Origin of the sequence: Nocardiopsis sp. L17-MgMaSL7 (genome assembly GCF_003182025.1) — a bacterium.
GTDB lineage: Bacteria > Actinomycetota > Actinomycetes > Streptosporangiales > Streptosporangiaceae > Nocardiopsis > Nocardiopsis prasina.
In genome coordinates this window covers 72,389-94,906 of the sequence record NZ_QGTF01000018.1, presented here as the reverse complement: position 1 = coordinate 94,906, position 22,518 = coordinate 72,389, and the positions used below count along the sequence as shown (strand labels likewise).

At 68.1% G+C, this 22,518-nt stretch carries 21 protein-coding genes and 2 tRNA genes; 12 read left to right on the top strand and 11 right to left on the bottom strand.

Translation table 11 applies throughout. From position 1 onward, the window contains the following. Positions 1-1,040: 1,040 nt before the first annotated feature. A complete protein-coding gene (locus BDW27_RS24380; RefSeq protein WP_017546622.1) occupies positions 1,041-1,349 on the bottom strand; it encodes a hypothetical protein in 309 nt (102 codons plus the stop codon). Between the two features lie 227 nt (positions 1,350-1,576). Between BDW27_RS24380 and BDW27_RS24375 the strand changes: the two genes are divergently transcribed. The 5 genes from BDW27_RS24375 to BDW27_RS24360 all read left to right on the top strand — a co-directional run bounded on the left by BDW27_RS24375 (position 1,577) and on the right by BDW27_RS24360 (position 5,037). Beyond that, positions 1,577-2,407: a helix-turn-helix transcriptional regulator gene (locus tag BDW27_RS24375; RefSeq protein WP_083927607.1), complete on the top strand. Its 831-nt coding sequence runs from the start codon at positions 1,577-1,579 to the stop codon at positions 2,405-2,407. Positions 2,408-2,592: 185 nt separating this feature from the next. Beyond that, the gene (locus BDW27_RS27910) at positions 2,593-2,715 is read left to right on the top strand and encodes a DLW-39 family protein (protein ID WP_014912962.1); all 123 of its coding nucleotides are present in this window, start codon (positions 2,593-2,595) and stop codon (positions 2,713-2,715) included. A gap of 155 nt (positions 2,716-2,870) precedes the next feature. Then, positions 2,871-2,943 (top strand) — tRNA-Ala (locus BDW27_RS24370). Between the two features lie 850 nt (positions 2,944-3,793). Further along, complete coding sequence (locus BDW27_RS28095) at positions 3,794-4,126, top strand: WhiB family transcriptional regulator (RefSeq protein WP_026129623.1); 333 nt, start codon at positions 3,794-3,796, stop codon at positions 4,124-4,126. Between the two features lie 260 nt (positions 4,127-4,386). Continuing rightward, positions 4,387-5,037: a DUF1707 and DUF4870 domain-containing protein gene (locus tag BDW27_RS24360; RefSeq protein WP_110051933.1), complete on the top strand. Its 651-nt coding sequence runs from the start codon at positions 4,387-4,389 to the stop codon at positions 5,035-5,037. Between the two features lie 118 nt (positions 5,038-5,155). Here the strand turns inward: BDW27_RS24360 and BDW27_RS24355 are convergent, their stop codons facing one another. Beyond that, a complete protein-coding gene (locus tag BDW27_RS24355) occupies positions 5,156-5,713 on the bottom strand; it encodes a hypothetical protein (protein ID WP_017546626.1) in 558 nt (185 codons plus the stop codon). Between the two features lie 243 nt (positions 5,714-5,956). Between BDW27_RS24355 and BDW27_RS24350 the strand changes: the two genes are divergently transcribed. Both BDW27_RS24350 and BDW27_RS24345 read left to right on the top strand, forming a co-directional pair. Further along, positions 5,957-6,481, top strand: coding sequence for a peptidylprolyl isomerase (locus BDW27_RS24350; protein ID WP_017546627.1), 525 nt, complete (start codon positions 5,957-5,959; stop codon positions 6,479-6,481). 246 nt (positions 6,482-6,727) lie between these two features. Then, positions 6,728-7,444: a rhomboid family intramembrane serine protease gene (locus tag BDW27_RS24345; protein WP_233515913.1), complete on the top strand. Its 717-nt coding sequence runs from the start codon at positions 6,728-6,730 to the stop codon at positions 7,442-7,444. Between the two features lie 252 nt (positions 7,445-7,696). Here BDW27_RS24345 and BDW27_RS24340 read toward each other — a convergent pair whose 3' ends face one another. The 8 genes from BDW27_RS24340 to BDW27_RS24305 form a co-directional block, all read right to left on the bottom strand. After that, entirely contained in the window at positions 7,697-7,951 is a 255-nt protein-coding gene (locus tag BDW27_RS24340) for a cell division protein CrgA (protein WP_017546629.1), read from the bottom strand. A 173-nt stretch (positions 7,952-8,124) separates the two neighbouring features. Beyond that, on the bottom strand, positions 8,125-9,936 hold the full coding sequence (gene pknB / locus BDW27_RS24335; protein ID WP_110051930.1) for a Stk1 family PASTA domain-containing Ser/Thr kinase: 1,812 nt from the start codon (positions 9,934-9,936) through the stop codon (positions 8,125-8,127). Positions 9,937-10,016: 80 nt separating this feature from the next. Then, the gene (locus tag BDW27_RS24330; RefSeq protein WP_110051928.1) at positions 10,017-11,498 is read right to left on the bottom strand and encodes a serine/threonine-protein kinase; all 1,482 of its coding nucleotides are present in this window, start codon (positions 11,496-11,498) and stop codon (positions 10,017-10,019) included. Beyond that, complete coding sequence (locus BDW27_RS24325; protein WP_110051927.1) at positions 11,498-12,961, bottom strand: penicillin-binding protein 2; 1,464 nt, start codon at positions 12,959-12,961, stop codon at positions 11,498-11,500. Before BDW27_RS24325 ends, BDW27_RS24330 begins: the two co-directional genes overlap by 1 nt. Next, entirely contained in the window at positions 12,958-14,364 is a 1,407-nt protein-coding gene (locus BDW27_RS24320) for an FtsW/RodA/SpoVE family cell cycle protein (RefSeq protein WP_017546633.1), read from the bottom strand. The genes BDW27_RS24325 and BDW27_RS24320 overlap by 4 nt, the downstream gene beginning before the upstream one ends. Positions 14,365-14,368: 4 nt before the next feature. Beyond that, positions 14,369-15,757, bottom strand: a complete 1,389-nt coding sequence (locus tag BDW27_RS24315; protein WP_110051926.1) for a Stp1/IreP family PP2C-type Ser/Thr phosphatase — start codon at positions 15,755-15,757, stop codon at positions 14,369-14,371. Continuing rightward, positions 15,754-16,302: an FHA domain-containing protein gene (locus BDW27_RS24310; RefSeq protein WP_017546635.1), complete on the bottom strand. Its 549-nt coding sequence runs from the start codon at positions 16,300-16,302 to the stop codon at positions 15,754-15,756. Before BDW27_RS24310 ends, BDW27_RS24315 begins: the two co-directional genes overlap by 4 nt. Positions 16,303-16,546: 244 nt before the next feature. Beyond that, complete coding sequence (locus tag BDW27_RS24305; RefSeq protein ID WP_026129624.1) at positions 16,547-17,305, bottom strand: DUF3662 and FHA domain-containing protein; 759 nt, start codon at positions 17,303-17,305, stop codon at positions 16,547-16,549. A 234-nt stretch (positions 17,306-17,539) separates the two neighbouring features. Here BDW27_RS24305 and BDW27_RS24300 point away from each other — a divergent pair. Beyond that, positions 17,540-17,625, top strand: a tRNA-Leu gene (locus tag BDW27_RS24300). Between the two features lie 425 nt (positions 17,626-18,050). Beyond that, a complete protein-coding gene (locus BDW27_RS24295) occupies positions 18,051-18,662 on the top strand; it encodes a TenA family protein (protein ID WP_017546637.1) in 612 nt (203 codons plus the stop codon). Positions 18,663-18,721: 59 nt separating this feature from the next. Here BDW27_RS24295 and BDW27_RS24290 read toward each other — a convergent pair whose 3' ends face one another. Further along, complete coding sequence (locus tag BDW27_RS24290; RefSeq protein WP_017546638.1) at positions 18,722-19,213, bottom strand: SSI family serine proteinase inhibitor; 492 nt, start codon at positions 19,211-19,213, stop codon at positions 18,722-18,724. An 82-nt stretch (positions 19,214-19,295) separates the two neighbouring features. Between BDW27_RS24290 and BDW27_RS24285 the strand changes: the two genes are divergently transcribed. From BDW27_RS24285 to BDW27_RS24275, 3 genes are all read left to right on the top strand, one after another. After that, positions 19,296-19,628 (top strand): rhodanese-like domain-containing protein, encoded by a 333-nt coding sequence (locus BDW27_RS24285; RefSeq protein ID WP_017546639.1) that lies wholly within the window; start codon positions 19,296-19,298, stop codon positions 19,626-19,628. 89 nt (positions 19,629-19,717) lie between these two features. Further along, on the top strand, positions 19,718-21,643 hold the full coding sequence (locus BDW27_RS24280; protein WP_017546640.1) for a PAS domain S-box protein: 1,926 nt from the start codon (positions 19,718-19,720) through the stop codon (positions 21,641-21,643). A 227-nt stretch (positions 21,644-21,870) separates the two neighbouring features. After that, positions 21,871-22,461: an ATP-binding protein gene (locus BDW27_RS24275; protein ID WP_017546641.1), complete on the top strand. Its 591-nt coding sequence runs from the start codon at positions 21,871-21,873 to the stop codon at positions 22,459-22,461. The last annotated feature ends 57 nt before the right edge of the window (positions 22,462-22,518 follow it).

Sequence of the window (22,518 nt, the reverse complement as noted above, 5' to 3'; positions counted from 1 at the left end):
TCCTTGCGCTGATGGTACTGCCCTGTTGTGGGGTGGGAGAGTAGGTCGCTGCCACGGTTTTTCTTGGTAGGGAGGGGAAGGGCTTGTCCTTTGGGGCGGGTTCTTCCTCTCCTTTTTTTGTTGGGGTTGTTTGTGCGTTTGTGAATTGTGGTTTTGGGGGTCGTGGTTTTCGGGTCGACTTCCATGGGGTGTCGGGGCTGGAACCCCTGGGGGTGTGTGTGGGTGCCAGGCCTTGACGGTGGGGGTTGCTGTGGCGGGGAACCAACCCGTTTTTCCCATTAGCTAAAGGCAGTCTCGTGCGGGTTCAACCGTACCCCTTGGGGTTTCTCGGTCTATTCAGGGCGGGGTGGGTGGATGGTGCTGTGCCCGCACCGCACTTGGCGGATGTGTGCTCTGGTGCACGTCTGGTAGTTCAGGGCCAAGTACGGACACGGGCCACCCCCCAGGACTACTGACGTGTTCTAGAGATGCGTGTCCCCAGCACTGGTAAAAACCCCCGCCGTCCGGGCGCCGCTTGCCGCTCTACGGCCAACCCGCACGCCTGAACCTAAGCACACAGGTGCACGTTTGTACCCCGCTGTGTCTGAGGGGATTTGCGCCGTGCGGGTTCAACCAGCGGTCTCCGAGCTTCAAGCGCACCCCCTGGGGGTGAGGGAGCTGCGCACCCCTTGGGGGGTGAGGGGGGTGGTGCCGTGCGGGTCGCAACAGCACGTGGTTCGACCCCCTGCGGGCCACTGCTTCACAACGGCGGTGTGGGGTGCAGTAAGTGGTACCCGCAGGAGGGCGGGGCGCTCGTGGGTGCGGTGCAGCTCCGAAGAGGGGGTCAGTCCTCGTCGGCTTCTGGTGTGTCTATGAGCTGCCGCAGCAGCGCAACGAAGTCGTCCTCGCTCAACGTCGACCAGTCCACGTGCTCGTTCATGTTCAGCGGTCTCCCCAACTTCCACGTCCGTAAGCCTCTGTTCGGCGTATTGGTTCGAGAAGTCTGGGTTAACGGGGAGTTGGTGCAGGTGGGGGAGGTGGCCGGAAGAGGACGGGGTGGTTCAGACCCGCTGTTGGAGGGCGCCGCGGCACTCGGGGCAGCGGCAGCGCTTGTTGTAGCCGGTGACGCTGCCGTGGGGGAGTGAGGGGTCGCGCTGGCTCGTGAGCGTGGCGTCGAGCTGCTCGCCGAAGGGCTTGAGGACTCGCGCCGTCGAGAAGACCTGCTTGGGGCTGATGTCCAGCTCCTTGGCGGCGTCGTCGATGTGCTTACCCATGCGGAGTTTCGCGATCAGGCGTGACCGGGTGCTGGGTGGCATCTGGGCCTCCGCGTTCGCGATCAACTGCTCTGCGTCGTCAAGCGGGTAGCTCATGGGTTTCCTCTATGTGTGCGGGTACGCCCTCAAGCATCGTACGCGCTTTCCAACTGTGGGTTCGTGTGGCGGATGTGGTTACTTATCGTAACAAACCTTCGGTTTTGGCTTTGAGGTCCGTCTCGTAATGCATCGAATCGGTCGCTCTTTTCTAGAAACTCATTGCTAGATGCTAGGTGTCGTGTTTCGCTGAGATACCCGACACTCTGCGTCATTGGATCAGTGCTATGACTAGCCCCACTGTTCGCCGACGGCGACTGTCCGCCGAACTCCGACGTCGCCGTGTCCAGGCGGGCATGACCCTCAACGACGTGGCGGAGGAGTTGGAGTGGTCGCCGGCCAAGCTGGGTCACATCGAGACGGGTATCCGCAAGTGGCCCTCGGTCATGGAGATCTCCGCGCTGCTGCGGTTGTACGGGGTCACCGGGGGGCAGCGGGAGGCTGTCCTGACGCTGGTGCGGGAGTCGCGGCTGAGGCCCTGGTGGACCGAGTACGAGGACGTGCTGTCGTCGGCCTACGTGGGGAACGAGGCCGGAGCCGTGTCGTTGAGGTCCTACGCGGGCATCCTGGTCCCCGATCTGTTGCAGACACCCGACTACACGGCCGCCCTGGCGCGAGGGCTGGGGCACGGGGACCACGCGGCGGAGCGGATGGTCGCCGCGTACCTGAAACGCCAGGAGATTCTCGACTCCGGCTCCCTGGGGCACTACCACGCGGTCGTCGAGGAGGACGCCCTTCAACGCGTCTCCGGTGATCTGGGCCTGTTGCGCGGGCAGACGAGGAGGATCGTCGAGCTGGCATCCGAGCCGCATGTGACGGTCCAGCTGCTGCCGACGTCCGCGGGACCCCATCCGGGGTTGGCGGGCCCCTTCTCCATACTGGAGTTCGAGGAGGACGAGGCCGACCTCGCGTACGTGGAGGCCACGCAGGGCGGGGGGATCGTCGAGGCGGAGGAGTCGCTCCGTTCGTGCCGGAGGGTCTGGGAGAAGCTCACCCGGATCGCGGCCTCCCCCCAGTCCACGGTCGGGATCCTGGGGCGGATGGCGCTGTTGACCTGACCGTACGGAACCCCCTCAGGGCGGATCAGCGGAAGAAGACGGTGTGAATCCGTCCACCATGGCAGGGACCGCCCGCCATGGCTTGCTAGTCTGCTAGGTGACAACCTCATAAAGTTGCCCACGGGGCTCTCGTTCAGGGAGCCCGTGCGTACGACCGGTTTTCCAACAGTGAAAGGGTCCGGACAGTGAAGAAGATCATCGTTCTGGCGCTGGTGGCCCTCGGGGCTTTCGCCGTCTACCGCAAGATCCAGGCGGACCGCGCCGAGCTCGACCTGTGGACGGAAGCCACCGCGGCCAGCGAGAGCTGATCGCCCTTCGGCCTTCATGAGGGGCCGAGAGCTTTCCAGGTGACACGAAGACGTGGGTGGGCCGACAATCCCGTGGTGCGACCCACGGCTTTGTGCTGTGCGGCCCCACGATGCGGGTATGCTCTCGGAGTGGCCTGGAAGTTCCCGGGCCCGACGGGGCCATAGCTCAGCTGGCAGAGCGCCGGTTTTGCATACCGGAGGTCAGGGGTTCGACTCCCCTTGGCTCCACCCCTGAAGCGGTCCTGTGCTTGGCACAGGGCCGCTTTTTCGTTTTTTGGTGGGAGTCACACCCGAGACCCGTCTCACGGTCATCCAGTAGGGGGCGGACACGCCGGTGATGTTCTCGTTGGCGCGTGCGGGGGCCAGGACCACGCTGTTCGATCGGGGCGCCGCGAAGCAGGTCCTGGTGGACCGCCGCGAATCATGGACCGTGAGCCATTCGTGTCGAAATCCCGGGGCTGGGACCTTTGGTCACATTGGTTGGGGTGCCCCGGAACGGTCGGGCGAAAAATTCCACGAAGTTACTAAACAGTAGTTCTGTATGTGTTCGTGTGGGAGTGAATTGGGGGACCTGTGTGGTTGCCCTGCACGTCTGTCCGGGGCGTCCGCATAGCCCGATCGGGTGGGTTCGGTGACAGCCTGTCCTGTTGGGGCAGGCCTGTCGCAGTGGGGACAGTCGCTCTTGGGATGGCGTGAAGTCGCAGGTCATCATGCTTTTCAGGGAATGGTCTGAGACCGACCTTTCATTGTGGTTGCGCAGGGGTGCTTGTATCACATGCAGTGACTCTCCGTGTGTGTATGATGACACTTCCTGAAGAGGCAATGGTCCTAGTGGGCCATATGAGAAATAGGCCTCTTGGGGCCTGTTGGTGAACTCCGGCGATCCGTAGTTTCGACACCAACGACAACGAGAAAGACAGCGCGCCGAAACGACGACCCCCGAAGGCGAGCCGCGCGGCCCCCCGCCCGGCATCGTGCACCGTCCTCGCTTCGGTCCGCTGTTCCTCGTCCACCGGAAGGCCTGAGCCGTCCGGTGGGATTCGAACACCACACATGCTGATCTTGGGAGTGGGGCAACATGTGGAATGAGAAGATGGCGGCCCGAGCCAAGTGCCGCGAAATCGACCCTGACGCCCTGTTCGTTCAGGGTGCCGCGCAGAACCGCGCGAAGCTCATCTGCCGGGGATGCCCGGTGCGTACCCAGTGCCTCGCCGAGGCGCTGGACAGTCGGATCGAGTTCGGTGTCTGGGGAGGCATGACCGAACGCGAGCGCCGTGCCCTGCTGCGTCGGCGCAAGGACGTGACGAGCTGGTTCGACCTGCTCACCAGCGCCGAGCGGCGCTACGAGGAGGATCGGACCGAGCAGGAGCCCGTGGCGCGTCCCGGGGTGCCCGCGGCCGCGCGTCAGTGAGGTGAGACCCGTCTGGGAGGGGAGCCCGGACGGATGACGGCCGGCCACGGGGATGCTCGCGCCCATCCGTGACGGCGACCGCGGCGGTGTGTGGCGCGTTCCGACCAAAGTCGATGCCGGTCTCCTCCCTTGGGGGGAGGACCGGATCAGGGGAGGATCAGGGACGCCCCCCATACCCGCGCCGCGTGTGATGCCGCATCATGGAGGAGGGCGCGGTCATCCTCGTACGGCCGTGCTCACCGAGCACACTGGGAGTGGGGATGGCCGTGCAGAACCCTCAGAAGCCGCCGAGGCGGAACCCGTGGGATCAGAGCCCCGCCGTTCCCGATCCGCAGATCCGGCTGACCCACGCCGACCGCGACGCCGTGGCCGAAGTGCTCCGCGAGGCCTACTCGCAGGGACAGTTGGACGAGGACGAGTTCGGTGACCGGCTCGACCACGCGATGCGGGCCAAGGTCAGCGCCGACCTCGTGCCGCTCACAGCCGACCTGGGGGTCAGCGTCTCGCCCGGCGGGACCGGGAACGCCCACGGGGCCGCGGGCCCGCAACAGGGCAAGGGAGAGAAGGAGCCGCAGCTGACCACCGACAACCCGGTGGAGAAGGTCGGGGCGGCCGCGGGACACCTGTCCGCGTTCTTCCTTCCCTTCCTGGCCCCGCTGGTACTGCTGCTCATCGGCGGGGAGCTGTCGCCGTACCTGCGGCGACAGGCCATGGAGGCGCTCAACTTCCAGCTCTTCTGCCTCGTCGGCGCGATCGTGAGCCTCCTGCTGGTCTGGCTGGTGCTACCGGCCCTCGTCCTGGTCGGAATCTTCCTCGGCTGGTTCATCCTGCCGATCATCGCGGCGGCCGGAGCCCTGATGGGCCGGAGTTGGAAGTACCCGCTGGTCTACCGCCTGATCAAGGACAACTGACCCGAACACGACTGAGGCCGCGCCGATACCTCGACGCGGCTCACAGAACGGACCGGTCGGCGGGCCCCTCCCGGAGGGGCCCCGCCCTCACCGGGAGGGGGATGTCAGGTCCGGGACGTCAGTCCTTCTTGGCGGCGCGGACCGTCTCCTTCGCCTTGGCCTTGGTGGCCTTGGCGGTCTCGGTCGCGGTGTCCGCGGCGTCCGAGGCCTTCTCCTCCAGGTGCTCACGGGTCTCACGGACCTGCTCGCGGGCCTGGTCCAGGTGTTCCTGCCACTCGGCGTCCTGTGAGGCCTGGCGCATACGGATGAGCGAGTACACGATCACGCCGCCGACCACGGCGGCGCCACCGATCAGCACCCCTCGAGGCACACGGCGGTTCCCGCGCCGGAGCAGCCGCAGCCCGCGGCGACTCGGCTTCGGGTCGATCCGCTGCGCGGCCGTGGTCAGCAGCCCGGCCACCCTGGGCGCCACAGTGTCCTCGACACGGAGCGCGGCGGTCTCCAGTCGAGGAGCGGTCCATCCACGCGCCTGGAGGAGCCTGAGCGCCGCCTGGTCCCGCGCCTGGTCTGCGTACGGGCCGAAACGGTCGGCCTGCTCCTTGGCCAGGTCCTGCAAGCGGGCGAGGCTGGCCTCGGCCTCCTTGCGTGCCTTGCGACGCTTGGCAGTGATAGGCACGTCGTCAGCTCCTTCGATCGATCTCAGGTTCGTTGGGTTCCTCCACCCGGCGGCCGACGCGTGCGGCCCCCCGGGCGGCTTCCCGTCGTCCTTCCCCGTTATCCGGGTGTTATCTCAACATACGTCCTCTGCGTCTGTGATCTACGTTTCGACACCGTCAAGGGCCGATCGGGTTCAGGCGAAACGCGGTGGACGGACGGGTAACGTGAGCACGTAAATCTCACTCGACCGAAAGGCACTGAGGTGTCGGACTCCACGGGTCAGCCCACCGCGCGGCTGAACACCTCCAAGGGAACCATCGTCGTCAAGCTCTTCGAGGAGCAGGCGCCGGAAACGGTCGCCAACTTCATCGGGCTGGCCGACGGTTCCAAGCAGTGGGTGGACCCCACCACGGGCAAGCCGTCCAACAGCAGCCTCTACGAGGGCACGGTCTTCCACCGCGTCATCGACGGCTTCATGATTCAGGGCGGGGACCCGCTGGGCACCGGTCGCGGCGGCCCCGGCTACAAGTTCGGGGACGAGATCCACCCGGACCTGAGCTTCGACCGTCCGTTCCTGCTGGCCATGGCCAACGCGGGCCCGGGCACCAACGGTTCGCAGTTCTTCATCACCGTCGGTGAGCCGTACTGGCTCAACGGCCGTCACACCATCTTCGGCGAGGTCGTCGAGGGCAGTGACGTCGTCAACGAGATCACCAAGGTCTCGACCGACGCGCAGGACCGTCCCCACGAGGACGTGGTGATCAACAGCGTCGAGATCACCCGCTAGACCGGGAACCACAGCGGTGAGACCCAGAGGAGTGACGACCCACCCATGACCGCGTATCCCCCTCCGCCAGGAAGCCCGTCCGAACCCGGCTCCGAGCCGGGAACACCCCGTACCTGCTACCGGCACTCCGGTCGGGAGACCGGCGTCAGCTGCACCCGGTGCTCGCGGCCGATCTGCCCGGACTGCATGGTCGAGGCGTCTGTCGGGTTCCAGTGCCCCGAGTGCGTGGCGGAGGGGAACCGGAGCGTGCGGTCCGCACGGACCACCTTCGGCGGCCGGGTCGTCCAGAAGCCCTACGTGACCTGGACGATCCTGGCGCTGATGGCGGTGGGCTTCCTCGTTCAGCTGGGCACCTCCGACCCGGTCGGCCAGGCCGGGCGGTCACCGCTGGTCGTCGAGTTCGGGATGCACGGCTTCGCCGCGATCCTGCAACACGAGTGGTACCGGCTGATCACCGCGGCGTTCCTGCACGGCGGTGTCATGCACCTGCTGTTCAACGGGTACGCGATGTACCTCCTGGGGCAGCAGTTGGAGCGCTGGCTCGGGCACGGCCGGTTCGTCGCGCTGTGGGTGACGGGCGCCTTGGCCGGGTCCGTCATGAGCGCGCTCTTCGCTCCCGGTCAGCTCTCGGTGGGTGCCTCCGGCGCGATCTTCGCCCTCTTCGGGGCGGTCTTCGTGATCGGTCGGCGCCTCCGGCTGGACATGCGGATGATCCTGGTCCTGCTGGCGCTCAACCTGGGCATCACGTTCCTGGTCCCCGGCATCTCCTGGACGGCGCACATCGGCGGCCTCGTGGCGGGGCTCGCCCTCGGCGCGGCCTTCGCCTACCTGCCGTCCGGGTCGTCGGGTCGGGAGGGGCGGCGGACCCTGACGCACACGGTCCTCGTGGCGTCCTTCGTGGTCCTGCTGATCGTGCTGCTGTTCCTGGCGCCGGCGCTCTGGTTCTCGGTGCTGTCCGTCTGAGCCGACCCGATCGGTACCAGGAAGGCCCCCGGAGGAGTTCGACTCCTCCGGGGGCCTTCCTGGTACCGGGGCCGCACCGCCCCGGGACGCTGGTCGGTCGCTTCCGTTTCCGGGCATGCGAACAGAGCTACCCACAGCCTGTGGATAACCCTGTGGAAAACCTGATCAAGGCTGGTGGAACGCCCACGGGGGACGTCGGCGCCGTTGTCGGACCGCTCGGGTCGGGGGTGCCGCGCGGTGCGCGACGGGGGGTCAGTGCCAGCGCGTGGACAGGATGACGGCCACGATGATCCCGCTGAAGCCGATCAGCAGGTTCCAGTTGTGCCAGTCCTGCATGTAGGGCACCTGGGAACCCGCGATGTAGTAGACCGCGATCCAGAGAATGCCCAGGATGAAGAACCCCAGCATCGTCGGCACGAGCCAACGCGGACTGACCTTCGGCTTCTCTTTGGAAGGAGGCGGCGTGTAGACAGCCTTCTTCTTGCGGTCGTTGCGGGACTTGGGCACGGTCGTTGCTCCAAGGATTAGCGGCGGTTCGGAACGAACACAGTCTACGGGTCGGGTGGGGCGCACGTCACTGGAGGAAGGTTCCAATAGCCCAACGCCTCGGGCTTGCGGAGCGCACACGACGGCGGGCGGGGCTCCTCGGAGCACCCGCCCGCCGTCGTCTCAACCGTGTCCTAGTTCCTGCGGAAGACGAAGTCGTCCCCACCCGGGCCCGGGAAGTCGGGGAAGGTCGGCACGTCGGGATCACCGGGGTCGGTGGGCTCCCCCGGGTCCGTGGGCTCCTCGGGGTCGGTGGGCTGTTCTGCCGGGGCCACCGCCAGCGTCACGGTCACCGTGCTTCCCGTGTTCACGTTCTGCCCGGCGGAGGGCGACTGACTGATGACGGTCCCCTCCGGGGCGTCGCCGTTCTCCTGCTCCTGGAAGTCGCCGCTGAGCCCCGCGGAGCTGAGCGCGTTCTCCGCCTGCTCGCGCGTCATCCTCTGGAGGTCGGGCACCCCCACCTGGTCGGGGCCGGAGGAGATGATCAGCGTGATCTCCTCGGAGGGGTCGGCGTCCGTGCCCGAGTCAGGCTCGGTCCCCACCGCGTTGCCCTCGGCGATGCTGTCGTCAGCCCTGCGGTCGGTGGTGACGTTCTCGAAGCCGGCGCCGTTGAGCGTCGACAGCGCGTCGGCCTCCGACTGGTTCTCCACGTTCGGGACCTCCACGGCCCCGGGGCCGGAGGAGACGTAGACGACGATGGAGGTGGTGGCCTCGATCTCCGATCCGGCCGTGGGGTCGGTCTCGATGACCGTCCCCTCCTCGACCTCGTCGTCGGCCCTCTGCTCGGAGCGGAAGTTCTCGAACCCGTCCTCGGTGAGCTGGGCCTCCGCTTCCGGCAGTGTGCTCCCGGCCAGGTCGGGGACGGCCATCGTCGCCACGTCGTCCCTGCTGTTCTGGCTCAGCAGGAAGAACACCAGGATGATCGAGCCGATCACGCCCAGGGCCAGCAGGGTCCACAGGGCCGCCTTGCCCCCGCCGCCCTTCTTCTCGTCCCGGTAGTCGTCGTAGTCGTCATCGTCGTAGTCGTCGTACCGGTCGTCACCAGCGGGCGGCATCGCGGTGGTCGCCCCGGCCGCGGCCATCGCCATGGTGCCGGCCTGGGTGGGCATCCCGGCCAGACCGCGCTGGATGTCCGCGCGCATCTCGGCGGCGTTCTGGTACCGCTCCTCGCGGTCCTTGGTCATCGCGCGGAGGGTGACGTCCTCCAGCCACTCCGGGATCTGCCCGTCCAGCTCGGACGGCGGAACCGGGTCCTCACGGACGTGCTGGTAGGCGATCGAGACGGGGGAGTCGCCGGTGAACGGCGGCCGGTTGGTGAGCAGTTCGTAGAGCACGCAGCCGGTCGAGTAGATGTCGCTGCGGGGGTCGACACGCTCACCGCGCGCCTGCTCAGGGGAGAGGTACTGTGCGGTGCCGATGACCTGGGAGGTCTGGGTCATCGTCGCCTGATTGTCGTCCATCGACCGGGCGATGCCGAAGTCCATCACCTTGACTTCGGCGTTCTTGGTCAGCATCACGTTGGCGGGCTTGATGTCCCGGTGGACGATCCCGTTGTCGTGGCTGTACTCCAGGGCCTTGAGGATGCCGTCCACCAGCTCGGCCGAACGCTCCGGCAGCAGCTTGCGGTCGTCGTCCAGGAGCTCCTTGAGCGTGCGCCCGTCCACGAACTCCATGACGATGTACGGGATGGAGACCCCGTCGACCATGTCCTCGCCGGTGTCGTACACCGCGATGATCGCCGGGTGGTTCAGGGACGCCGCCGACTGCGCCTCCCTACGGAAGCGCGCCTGGAAGACGTGGTCTCGTGCCAGGTCGTGGCGGAGCGTCTTGATGGCGACGAGCCGGTCGAGCCGGAGGTCGCGTGCGCGGTGTACCTCGGCCATGCCGCCGCGCCCGACCACCGTGTCGAGTTCGTAGCGGCCGCCGAGAAGCCGGGGCTGGGACATGTCGTGCACTCATCCTCGTGTCATCCGGAAGCCGCCCGAGGGCCGCCGCCTACCCTGATCGTCTCTGGCTCGTTCCCTCTTCACGGAGGATTGTTGCCACCGCCCGAGCCGGGCGGGGGTTCGTTGCCCCCGCCTTCGCCGTCACCGGGGGCCTCCGGGTCGGGTGCGGGTTCGTCGGTGCCGGGATCCTCCTCGGATCCGTCGCTCTCGTCGTCCTCGGGGACGGTCGGCTCCTCCTCGCCCTCATCGGGCAGGGGGCTCTCCGTCTCCTCCCAGCCGCCGGGATCGGGCGTCCAGTGCGGCGTGTCGTCCACCGGCACATGGGGCTCGATCTCCTCGTCCTCGTCCTCGTCCTCACTGGGGGTGGGCGAGGGGGAGACCTCGGAGGTCGGGGGCTTCGTGCTGTCGTTGACATTCTGGGTGTCGCGGTCCGGGCTGAAGACGAACCCCGCCACGGCCGCGGCCACGATCAGGATGGTCGCGGCCACCGCGGCCAACACCACGGGGGCCCGGATGCGTCGCTCCGTCCCCGAACCCTCGGCCAGACTAGCCGAATCGCCGCCCTGAACAGGGGTTACGGCTGACTGTCCGGCGGTTCGCCGCACGGTTCCGGACGGTCCGGTACGGGGTCCGCCGTCCGACACGGAACCGACCACCATCGTCTGGGCCATGCCGTGGAAACCGGTGGAGGGGGTGGGCGGCCCGGTGCCCGCGTTGGAGCGGATGACCGCGGCCAGGTGCGCGACCTCGCCGGCCGAGGAGGGGCGGTCCTCCGGGTCCTTCTGCAACATCGAGAAGACCAGGTCGTCGATGTCGGCGGGAACGTACTCGGGCAGCTCGGGCGGATCGTCGCGGGTGTGCGCGAGCGCCAGGGCGACCGGGCTGTCCCCGGTGAACGGGGGCGTCCCCGCCAGACACTCGTAGGCCACCACACCGAGCGCGTACACATCGGAAGCGGCGCTCGCGGGCCGACCCGACGCCTGCTCGGGCGAGATGTACTGGGCGGTGCCCATGACCATGCCGGTCTGGGTCAGGGTCACCGACGTGTCACCCCGGGCGATACCGAAGTCGGTCAGTTTGAGCTGGCCGTCCTCGGTCACCAGGAGGTTGCCCGGCTTGATGTCGCGGTGCACCACACCGCGGGCGTGCGCCGCGGCGAGCGCCTTGGCCGCCTGGCACACGAAGTCCAGGGTCTGGTCGGAGCTGAGTTGGCCCTGCTCGCGCAGGACCTGAGACAGCGGCTCGCTGACCACGAGTTCCATGATCAGGAACGCGCGGCCCTCCTCCTCGCCGTAGTCGAAGACCTGGGCGATCCCCGGGTGGGACAGGCCGGCGGTGATCCGGCCCTCCGTCCGGAAGCGCTCTCGTGCCGTCGGCTCGGCCATCTGGGCCGGGTGCAGCAGCTTCACCGCGACGGAACGGTTGAGCAGTGTGTCGGTCGCCCGCCACACGGTGCCCATACCGCCGGAGCCGATCTGCTCCTCCAGGCGGTAACGGTTGCTCAGAACGGCCCCGGCCAGTCCACCGGGGCCGTTCTGGGAAGACGGCTCGTAGGCGCTCACTACTGGACCACTGCCTCCATCATCTGGCGGGCGATCGGCGCGGCGAGTTCGCCACCGCTGCCGCCGCCGTGCTCGATCACCACGGCGACCGCGACCTGCGGGTCGTCCGCGGGTGCGAATCCGATGAACCAGTTGTGCGTTCCGCTCTCACCGCCGGTCTCGGCGGTACCGGTCTTGCCCGCGACGTCGATGCCCCGGATGGCGCCGTTGGTGCCGGACCCGTCCGGGCCGGTCACCAGGACCATCATGTCCGTCAGGGTGGACGCCGTGCTGGCGCTCATCGCCTGGCTGTAGACCTCGGGGGTGGTCTGGGTGACCACCGAGCGGTCCGCGTCGCGCACCGAGTCGACCAGGTACGGGTGCATGACCTCGCCGGAGTTGGCCACACCGGCGGCGACCATGGCCATCTGGAGCGGCGTCGCCTCGACGTTGGACTGCCCGATGCCCGCGCGCCCCAGGATGTTGCGGTCGTCCTCGACCGGCGCCAGGCTCGGCACGACGTCCATGGGGACGGTCAGCGTGTCGCGCTCGTCAGGGGTCTTGGAGAAGCCGAACGCCGAGGCCTGGTCCGCCAGGGCCTCCCCGCCCATCTCGATCGCCCAGTTGGCCATCGAGGTGTTGCAGGAGATCTGGATGGAGTGGGCCAGGGTGTCCGGCTGCCCGCCGTTGCAGGTGCCGCCCGGGGTCGCGTTGGGCAGCGAGTGCCCCAGCTCCAGGACGTCCGGGGCGTCCATGGTGCTGTCCGCACCGGCGTCCAGGTGCTCGATGGCGGCGGCGGCCGTCACGATCTTGAACGTCGAACCCGGAGGGTAGCGCTCGCGCAGTGCCCGGTTGAGCAGCGGCTGGTTGGGGTCGTTCTCCAGAGCCACGTAGTTCTCGTTGGCCTCGGTGACGTCGGTGATGCTGGAGACGTCGTTGCCGTCGTAGGACGGGTAGGAGACCGAACCGAGGACCGCTCCGGTGTTCGGGTCCAGGGCCACGGCGGAGCCGTTCTTGCCCAGCGCCTCGAAGCCCCGGAAACCGGCCTCCTGCACAGCCGGGTCGATGGTCAGCTCGATCCGCGCGCCCTCGGGCTCGCGGCCGGTGATGATGTCGCGGAAGTTGCGCACGGCGAGACGGTCGTCGCTGCCGTCCAGCAGGGCGTTCTCCGTGTACTCGATCCCCGAGGCGCCGAACCGGCGGAACGAGCCGACGACGGGGGTGTACATGCTGCCGCCGACGTACTCGCGCTGGTAGCGGGCCGGGTCGCCCTCCTCCGAGATGTTCGTGGAGGAGGCGACGTTCTCGTCACCGATCACGATCGGTCCGCGCTGCTCGCTGAGGCGCTCGGTGTACTGGCGCGCGTTCAGCGGGTCGTCGCGGATGGCCTCGGCCTGGAACCCCTGGATGTAGGTCAGCTGGACCATCAGGGCGGCGAACAGGATCATCGAGAAGACGCTGAGGCGTCGGATGGGTGTGTTCATCGCTGGATCACCTGGGTGGCCCCCTCGTCCTGGATGGCCTGCGGCGCCGGGCGCCGCGCGTTGTCGCTCATCCGGAGCAACAGGCCGATCATCAACCAGCTGGCCATGAGGGCGGAACCACCCGCGGCCATGAAGGGCGTGGTCATACCGGTCAGGGGGATGAGCCGGGTCAGGCCGCCGAGCACCACGAACACCTGGAAGCACATGACGAAGGCCAGGCCGCTCGCGAGCATCTTGACGAACAGCTCACGGGAGGCCAGGGCGATGCGCATGCCCCGCTCCACCAGGATGAAGATGACGATCAGGATCGCCATGAGGCCGGTCAGCCCGAGGTCCTCCGAGAGGGAGGCCAGGATGAAGTCGCTGTCGGCGGCGAAGATGTTGTGGGCCTGGCCGCCGCCCATGCCGGTGCCGAACAGTCCGCCGTACGCCATGCCGATCTGGCCCTGGACCAGCTGCATGCTGCCGCCCAGACGGTCGTAGACCTCCTGGTCGAAGGCGTTGAACCAGATGTCGACGCGCTGGCGGAAGTGCCAGAAGAGCTGGAAGGCGAGCGCGGCCGCCCCGAGGAACACGGTCAGGCCGATGATCACCCAGGAGGAGCGCTGGGTGGCGACGTACAGCATCGCCAGGAAGGTGCCGAAGAGCAGCAGCGAGGTGCCGAGGTCCTTGGTGATGACCAGCAGACCGATCGCCGCGACCCAGCCGACGACCATCGGCATGAAGTCACGGGCGCGCGGCAGGTCCAGGATCTTGAACCGGCCGATCTTCACCTGCCGGGCCGCCAACGACAGTACCTGCCGTTTGGTGACCAGGTAGGACGCCAGGAAGATCACCAGCGCGATCTTGGCGAACTCGGAGGGCTGGATCGTGCGGCCCGCGATGCCGATCCACCGCCGGGCGCCGTACTCGGAGACGCCCAGACCCGGGATCATCGGGAGGGCGATGAGGATCAGAGCGGCCAGCGCGCTGATGTAGGTGTAGCGCTGGAGGACCCGCGGCTCCTTGAGGAAGAACAGCAGGGCGATGCACATCACCATGCCGACCGCGGTCCAGATCAGCTGCATGCCGACGCCCGCGTGCTCGATCTCGCCGGAGTCCGCGGCGTCCAGACGCCAGATCATCGCGACGCCGATGCCGTTGAGGAACAGCGCGCACGGAAGGATGAGCGGGTCCGCGTAGGGGGCGATGAAGCGCAGTGCCACGTGGGTGGCGAGGGCCAGGGCTCCGAAGATGAGGCCGTAGCCCCACATGGCGCCGGGGACCTGGCCGTTGAGGTTCAGACCCGAGATCGCCATCGCACCCATGGTGATGAGGATGGTGATCCCGATCAGGACCAGCTCCGCGTTGCGGCGCTGGATCGGGGGGAGTGCCGTGGGCGCCTCGGGCGCGGTGGTACTCACAGGGTCACCCCGATTCCTCGGTCTCGGTCTCCCTGTTGGCGCCGCCCGTCGTGGACCCGTTCGAGGCGGCGCCGTCGGCGGCCTCCTCCAGCTCCCCGACGACGCGGGTGGCGTCGGCACGGTCGTCGACCGTGATGGTGTTCCTGACCAGTTCCTGGTCGGCCTCGGAGAGCGACCCCAACTGGAGGTCGGTCGTCTCGACCTCGTCGGAGAGGCTGATGCCCGCGATGTCGGTGTCGATGCCCTGGTAGACGCTGACCGTCTCGCCGTTCGGGGACAGGCCCACGTAGAACTGGCTCTCCACGTACTGGCGGCCGAAGTAGTAACCGCCGCCCGCGACCAGCGCCACCACCACGATGAAGACCACGATGATCGGCCACCAGCTGCGCGTGCGGTACTCGGGCTCGGCGTCCCGGCCACGCGAGGGCGGCGCGTCGTAGTCGTCGTGGGTGTCGTAGGCCCGCTCCTCGTAGGGGGCGCCGTAGGCGGGGTCCTGGTTCTGGGCGTTCTCCCGGACCGGGTCGAGTTCGGCGGTGTCGCCGCCCGCGCCGCGCAGCTCCTGCGCCCGTCTGGCGGGGCTGGTCTCGTTCGGCCCCGTCGACTCGTCGCGCTGGTCGGCCGCGCCCACCGTGTGGGAGACGTTGGTCGGACCCTCGCGGTCGGTGTCCGTCTCGATGACGTCCGCGACGACCGCGGTGATGTTGTCCGGGCCTCCGCCGCGGATGGCCAGCTCGATCAGCTTCTTCGCGGCCCCGCGCGGGTCGGTCTCGGCGACGAGCGTCTCGTGGATCGTCTTCTTGCTGACCACGCCGGACAGGCCGTCGGAGCAGAGCAGGTAGCGGTCGCCGACCTTCGCCTTGCTGATGGAGATGTCCGGGTCGACGGGGGTCTTGCCGTCCAGCGCGCGCAGGATCAGCGACCTCTGCGGGTGGGTGGCGACCTCCTCCTCGGTGATCTTGCCCTCGTCGACGAGGGTCTGCACCAGAGTGTGGTCGTGGGTGATCTGCTCGAAGCGCGGACCGCGCAGCAGGTAGGCGCGCGAGTCGCCGATGTGGATCAGGGCGGCCTGGGAGCCCGACCACAGCATGGCGGTCAGGGTCGTGCCCATGTTCTCCAGCTGGGGTTCCTGCCGGATGCGGATGGCGAGCGACTCGTTGGCCCGCTCGACCGCGCGTTGGAGGACCTCGGCCATCTCCTCGGCCCTGGGGTCGTCCTGGGTGTCGAGCTGGCGGATGGACGAGATGGCGATGGAGCTGGCCACCTCACCGCCCGCGTAACCGCCCATGCCGTCGGCTACCGCGAGGAGGTGTTGGCCGGCGTAGCCGGAGTCTTCGTTGCCTTCGCGGAGGCATCCAACGTCGGAGTACGCCGCGTATCGGAGAGCGATTGTCATTTGCGCAGTTCCAGGACGGTTTTGCCGATACGGATGGGCTGACCCACCGTGATGGGCTGGGGGCGGTTCAGCTTCTGCTGGCCGAGGTAGGTGCCGTTGGTGGAGTTCAGGTCCTCGACGAACCAGCGGCCGTTTTCGGAGTAGACGCGCGCGTGGCGGCCCGAGGCGTAGTCATCGGTGATGACCAGTGTCGAGTCCGGGGCGCGGCCGATGAGGATGGGCTGTGAGGACAGGTTGACCGTGGTTCCCGTCAACGGGCCCTGGGTCACGGCCAGGACCGTGGGCTCGTTGCGGCGGGGACGCTGCGGTCGCTCCTGGGACGACGACGCCGCGCGGCGCGGGGCCGGACGCGCCGAGGAGGGGCGAGGTTTCTTCCGGGGCTTCTTCTTCGACTGGCCGAAGAGGTCCGTGCGGATGACGCCGACCGCCATGAGGACGAACAGCCAAAGCACCGCGAGGTACGCGATCTTGATCAATATGAGGGTCAAGTTGGACATCGAACTGCTCTTCAGCCCCTGTCGTGCTTCGGCCGGGGTGGCGGTCATCGGCGCCGCCACCGTTTCTGCCCCACCTTCGAGTCGGTGAGTCTGGGTCGCTGGTCCGCGGCCCAGCCGGGCGCGGCCATTCTGCCCGATCGGTCAGGTCATCGCGGAGACTACCCTCCCGGCCGGAGTTCCGACACAGGTCCATACCAGGCCTGACTCGGACATCGACCTTTCAGACGCCGAATCGGGGCGGTTGGTTGCGGTCCGGTTCGGCCGGATCGCCCGACGGATCGGGGCCGGGCGGTCAGTCCCGGCGGAAGGTCATCGTGGTACGGCCCAGGCTGATCCGGGTCCCGTCCACCAACCTGGCCTGCCTGACCTGCTGTCCGTTGACGAAGGTCCCGTTCGTGGACCCCTTGTCCTCCAGGACGACCTCGTCGCCGTCGACCCGGATCTCCACGTGGTGACGTGAGACACCGTTGTCCACCAGGCGCAGATCGCAGTCGGTGCCGCGCCCCAGCAGGGTGACCGGTGTGGTCAGCTCGAAGGACTGCTGCATGCCCTGGCTGGCGATGTTGCCCTCGGCGGTCGCGCCGCCGGGGGAGATCAGCAGTCGGGGACGGCCGGTCTGGCGCGGTCCCCCGCCCGGGCCCGGGTCGCCGACGGGCTGACGGACCTCTCCGTCCTTGACCATCGTTCCTCGGACGACGCCCGAGCGGATGCGGAAGCGACCCGTCTTCAGACCCTCGTCCGACCTGAACTGCACCCGCACCGGACCGACGAACGAGTAGCCCTGTTCGGTCGCGTAGTCGCGGGCCAGCTTGGACAGTTCCTGGCCGAGGCTGTCGGCGTAGACTTCCAGGCGCTCCTTGTCACTGGCCGAGAGCTCGACGATGAAGTCGTTCGGAACCAGTGTGCGTCCCTGGGCGACGATCGCCGCGCGCTCGTCCATCTCACGCTGGACCGCGCTCGCGACCTCGACCGGCTGGAGCTCAGACTTGAAGGCCATCGCGAAGGTGCCTTCGATCATGCCCTCAAGCCTGCGCTCGAAGCGTTGGAGCACTCCCACGAGGTACCTCCCTTGTACTCCACTCCGTATGTGTAGACGATCGTAACCGGGCCCGGGTGTCCCTGGTTTCAGGCGCACCCCTGTCGGGAGGCTCCGGGAGCCCTGATCCGGGCCCGCGACAAACGGTGTGCAACCCGCCTTGAAGCCGTGCTAGCCTTATTCATGTCGCCAGGGGGAACAGGCAAAACGCCCGGATCACCTGGCAACACAACTTCATGAGTCACACCAGCGCGGGTGGCGGAACGGTAGACGCGCACGGTTCAGGTCCGTGTGTCCGAAAGGATGTGAGGGTTCAAATCCCTCCTCGCGCACCAAACGAAGACGACCCTGGTCGTTGGCCTCAGGCCAGCTTCCGGGGTCGTTTCGTTGTGCCCTGTGGGAGCGAAGCGCAGCGCCCCCGATGTGCCACTCGGCCTCCGGTCGTCCGGCTTCCGGCACGTCCGTGGATGAGCCGGTCCCCTGGCTCTCCGTGTGGTGGGGCGCTCGGGTCCACGGCTGGTCCTTGTGCCTGGTCAGGCGTGCGGGTTGGTCCTCCGTTGGAGTCGGTCTGCCGTTTTTGGCAGTTCTGTCGGGACTTCGGGCGTGGCGCGGCTTTCGGTCGCCGTTGAGCACGGGATTCGGGTTGCCCCAACGGGCCGGGCTGCCCACTAACGATCTTCGATCGTTAGGTCGGGGCCGGATGCGGACACCGAGGGTGGCGGGTTCCGGGGACCATCCGTGCGAATGGGACACTCCGGGCGTGGGAATCATCGAGAGACTTCACGACATCGGGCGGCCGCTGGTCGCCGAACAGCTCGCGCATCCGACGGTCTCCGGGATCGCCCGGGGCGACCTCGACGAACGGGCCTTCCGGTACTGGCTGGAGCAGGACCACCTGTACCTGCTGGACTACGCCCGGGCCTTCTCCCGGCTCGCCTGGCAGGCGCCGGACGGCCACCTCGCCGACCTGGTCGGGATCGCGCACAGCACCCTGACCGAGGAACTGGAGCTGCACCGCTCCCTGTCCGGGGAGTTCGGCGCGGACCTGGACACCAAGGAGAAGGGCGCCGCCTGCGAGGCCTACACGTCCTGGCTCCTGGACGCGGCCGCCGACTACCGGGACGGGCTGGCGGCCGTTTACCCGTGCATGTGGGGCTACAACACGCTGGGGCTCGAACTGGCCCGGGCCAGGCCGGAGGACCCCAGGTACCAGCGGTGGATCGACACCTACGCCGATCCGGCCTTCACCGATCTGACCCGGAAGTACGGACGCATGCTGGAGGAGGCGCGACCCGATCCGGCGAGGGCGGAGCGCTTCTTCCTGGAGGGCATGCGCCACGAGGTGGCCTTCTGGGACACCCCCTACGCGTAGACGCGGAGGGGCGGACCGGGTCCGCCCCTCCGTGGTTCCACTCGTCGAGGACCGTGGTCCTACGGGTTGAGGACCGTGTGGACCTCTTCGAAGCGCTCGATCTCACAACCGTCGCGCTTGTTGAACTCGGTGTCGATGTCGGTGCCGTTCACGTGCCCGGTGACGCGGACGACCTCGGGGCCGCCGATCTGCATCGTGCACATGGCGTCGCTGGTGTCGAGGGTGAAGGGTTCGGTCCCGACGGCCTCGATCTCCGCGCACGCGGCCTCGGGGTCGGGGTGGTCACCGCCCGCAGGGGCACAGGTGAGCGTCCACTCGTCCTCCTCGAACCCCTCCTCAGGGGTCAGGGCGTCCTCTTCGGACAGCGAGCGTTCGATCACGAGTTCCACTTCGGCGGACTCGTCGGGGGTCGTCTCGTCGGGGGCTGTCTGGTCGGGAGCCGGCGCGTTCACCTCGGTGGGCTCGTTGCCGCAGGCCGTGAGGAGCAGGCCAAGAGCTGCGAGTGCGGCGAGGCGGGTCGGCAGGGCCGTTGCGAAGGTGTGCTTACGCATACTGGTTGGACGGAGGGCCCGGTTCCCGGGTTCCACCGTTTTCTCGATTTTCGGAACACACCCGACACAGGGAGTCACCAACATGTTCGGTGAGCAGGTCGCCGAGGTCCTCGTCAACGACGTGCCCGAGGGCGCCTACCTTCTCGACGTCCGCGAGGACGACGAGTGGAGGGCCGGCCACGTGCCCGGCGCCGCGCACATCCCGCTGCGGACGCTGGGGGAGCGCGCGGGCGAGGTGCCCAAGGATCGGAAGGTCTACGTGGTCTGCCGGGTGGGCGGACGCTCGGCCCAGGCGACGATGGCGCTCAACCAGGCCGGTTGGGACGCGGTCAACGTCGCCGGGGGCATGCAGGCCTGGCAGCACGCCGCCCGTGACATGGCGGCCGAGGGCGAAGGTGAGCCCACAGTCATCTAGTGGTCACGCTGTGACGCGGTGGTCGTCGAATTTGGTCGGATTGTGCGAAGGCCCGCCACGCGGAGCCCCACGAATGGCACTATGACGACGTGAGTTCCGACCGCGCGCCCCTCAGTGCCGAAGCCGTGCTGGCGTCCTCGGCGGACGCGGTCATCGGCATCGACGACCGGCTGCGGGTCACCGTCTGGAACCCGGCGGCCGAGCGGATGTTCGGCTGGCCCGCCGCCGAGGTGCTCGGCGGCGAGCTGCCGATCATCCCCAAGGAACTGCGGCCGGAGCACGGCGCGGTGCTGGAACAGGTGCGCAACGGGACCCCGTTGACGATCTTCACCCGCCGCATGCGCAGGGACGGCACCGCCGTCGACGTGCGGGTCAGCACCGGTTGCGTGCACGACGAGCGCGGGAGCCACGCCGGGTGGGTGCTGGTGCTCTACCCGAGCGAGAAGGAGGTCCAGGCGCAGACCTCCGCCATGGAGCGCGCCCGCCTGGTGCGACGGCTGACCGACGTGGTCGCCGACATCAACGCGGACCTCAGCCTCAAGTCGGTCCTGGACCGCATCATCAGCAGCCTCACCGAGCTGACCGGTGCCGACGCGGGCGGGTTCGTCCTGCTCAACGAGAACCGGGTGGAGCTGGTCAGCCTCACCCACCTGTCGGAGGAGCTGTACGGGGTCAGCGCGCCCCTGGAGTCCAGCCTGTTCGGCGAGCTCCTGCGCAGCGGCAAGTCCGTGCTCCTGGCCAACAGCGCCACCCGCAGCCTGGAGGACCTGGTCTGGGCCGACCTGCCCGGCCTGCACACCATCGCCCTGTGCGTGTCCAACGTGCAGGGCCGCCCCTACGGCGCCCTGTACGCGCTGTACAGCGAGCGCAGGGTCGGGCACGTGGAGCTGGAGCTCCTGGAACTGCTGGCGGAGCACGCCGGGGTGGCCATAGGCAACGCGATGGCCTACGAGGAACTCAAGCTCCAGCGGGCCAGGGAGCAGGCGGTGTCGGACTCCAGCGCGGACGGGATCGCGGTGCTGGACTCCACCGGCAAGGTCCGCAAGTGGAACCGGTCGGCCGCGGAGCTGACCGGCTACTCGTTCGAGGAGATGGAGGGCCGTCACCCGCCGTTCCCGATACCGGCCGCGCACGGTGAGCCCGTCAAGCACAAGAACGAGGGCGGCCGGTGGTTGGAGATCCTCATGGCGCGCATCCCGGACACCGACGAGTGGGTGGTGGACTTCCGCGACATCACCGCACAGAAGGCGCTGGAGGAGGAGCGGGAGTTCTTCCTGGCCAGCACCGGGCACGAACTGCGCACACCCGTGACGGTGATCCAGGGGTACGCGGCGCTGCTGTCCCGCAAGGGTGAGCGGCTGGGCCCGGAGGGTCGTCAGGAGGCGAGCGAGATCATCCTCGACCGCGCCCGTTCGCTGGCCAAGCTGGTGGAGCGGCTGCGACTGGGCTCGGACGTGGCCAGCGGCGAGATGACCGTGGACAAGGTCCCCTTCGACCTCGTGGAGCTGTTGGGCCAGTCCGTGACGGCCTTCCGTCCCCTGGCCGAGCGCCAGGAGCTGATCCTGGACTCCGGCGGAACCCTGTGGACAGTGGGAGACCCCCTGGTCACGGGGATGGTCATCGACCAGCTGCTGGAGAACTCGCTGAAGTTCTCACCCAGCGGCGGGACCGTGCGGGTCACCGTCCAGGAGGACGAGGACGTCGTCACCATCCACGTGGACGACGAAGGCATCGGGATCGACCCGGGTGACGAGGAACGGATCTTCGAGCGCTTCTTCCAGAGCGGTGAACGGGGAGACCGCCGGGGGTACAGCGGGCTCGGGATCGGCCTGTACATCGTGCGCCAGCTGGTGCGGGAACAGGGCGGTGAGGTGACCGCGCACCGGATGGAGAACGGCACCCGGATGCGGGTCACCCTGCCCCGGCACCGTGGTGAGGACGCCGAGCTCGGCGTCCTGGGGTCCGAAACGCCGAAGAGCAGGGGAGAGCCGGAGGTTTCCCCGGCAAAGGCGTAGAACGGACACGGCGACACACAGAAAACAACAAAAACCTCAACGGCCCCTCAAGCCCTGTCACGTCGGAGTTGTACGCGGGCGTGGCCGGGATCGTCCACGTGGATTCGCCCACGGGCTGGTTTCCCCTGCGGGGGATCGGGGCATTTCCACCCCTGGTGGAATTCGCTGGCACACTTCGGGCGAGTTCCGGACCGACCGAGAAGCACGAACTCGCGGGGACGAAAGCTGTGTCAGGAGACAACGCCGCACACGACGACGGGGGCCACCGCGCGCCTCGGAAGGTCGAGCGAAGCGTCATCCTTCCCTACGTTCCCGAGAGCGTCACCGGGGCCAGACAGGCGCTCTGCGCGGACCTGCGCGCCCTGGACGTCAGGGCGGACCGGATCGACGACGCGGCCCTGATCCTCAGCGAACTGGTCAGCAACGCCCTCAGACACGCCAGTGCCCTCCCCGACGACACGGTGGGTGTGTGCTGGCGGGCCGAGATCGACCCGGACGGCCCGACCGCTGACTGGTTGGAGATCTCGGTGCGCGACGGCGGCTCCACCACCATGCCCCGGGTGTCCCGCCCCTCGCTTTCGGGTCTGGGCGGGCGCGGCCTGGGCATCGTGCAGTCCCTCGCCGGCCGTTGGGGCACCGAGATGGACGCCACGACGACCACGGTCTGGGCGGTGCTGGAGATCGCCGAGGAAGCGGGGGACACCGTCGCGAACGCCCCCGTCTCGGACGAGGGGTGCGCCCGGTCGTACGCGGCCGACGTGGTCGAACTCGACCTGGGTGTCCGCGAGGGCCAGCACGCCTGGAGTGTCCTGCCCTGACCCGGGAATCACCGGTCTGATCCGCTTTGAGCTGGTCTTTCGGTGGTTTCGAGCGGA